Source organism: Staphylococcus sp. 191 (assembly GCF_011174885.1).
Classification (GTDB): Bacteria; Bacillota; Bacilli; order Staphylococcales; family Staphylococcaceae; genus Staphylococcus; species Staphylococcus coagulans.
The window spans coordinates 1-630 of sequence record NZ_PNRJ01000037.1; the positions used below are offsets into that span (position 1 = coordinate 1).

Genomic DNA, 630 nt, shown 5'->3' on the forward strand with positions numbered 1-630 from the left:
TCAGTGAACAAAGCAAGCGGATCAGCGTCAGCGAGTACGTCAACGTCAGCAAGTGCGTCAGCATCTGAGTCGGCAAACAAAGCGAGCGAGTCAGTATCAGCGAGCACATCAACATCGATGAGTGCGTCAGCATCTGATTCTGCGAATAAAGCAAGCGATTCAGCATCGACCTCGACAAGCGATTCAACATCAGTAAGTGAATCAAATTCCGCATCAGCCGCAAAGAGTGAATCGGTATCGACAAGTGACTCTGTATCAACATCAAACCGATTAGTAAGCGAGTCGACGTCAACAAGTGCGTCAACGTCAGTAAGTGCATCAGCATTTGAGTCTGCAAATAAAGCAAGCGAATCAGCATCAACAAGCACATCGACATCAGTGAGTGCGTCAGCATCTGAGTCGGCGAATAAAGCAAGCGCGTCAGCGTCCGTAAGTGCATCAACATCTGAATCAGCGAGTACGTCAACGTCGGTGAGTGCGTCAGCATCTGAGTCGACGAACAAAACAAGCGAATCAGCATCAACGAGAACATCGACATCAGTAAGTGCATCAACATCTGAGTCGGCAAACAAAGCGAGTGAAACTGATTCAGTAAGTACTTCAACGTCAGTGAGTGCTTCGACATCTGAA

The 630-nt window shown here is 47.8% G+C and carries 1 pseudogene; it reads right to left on the bottom strand.

From position 1 onward, the window contains the following. Positions 1 to 630: pseudogene (locus C1H58_RS12495) on the bottom strand (Lmo1799 family Asp-Ala repeat surface protein); the annotation flags it as partial.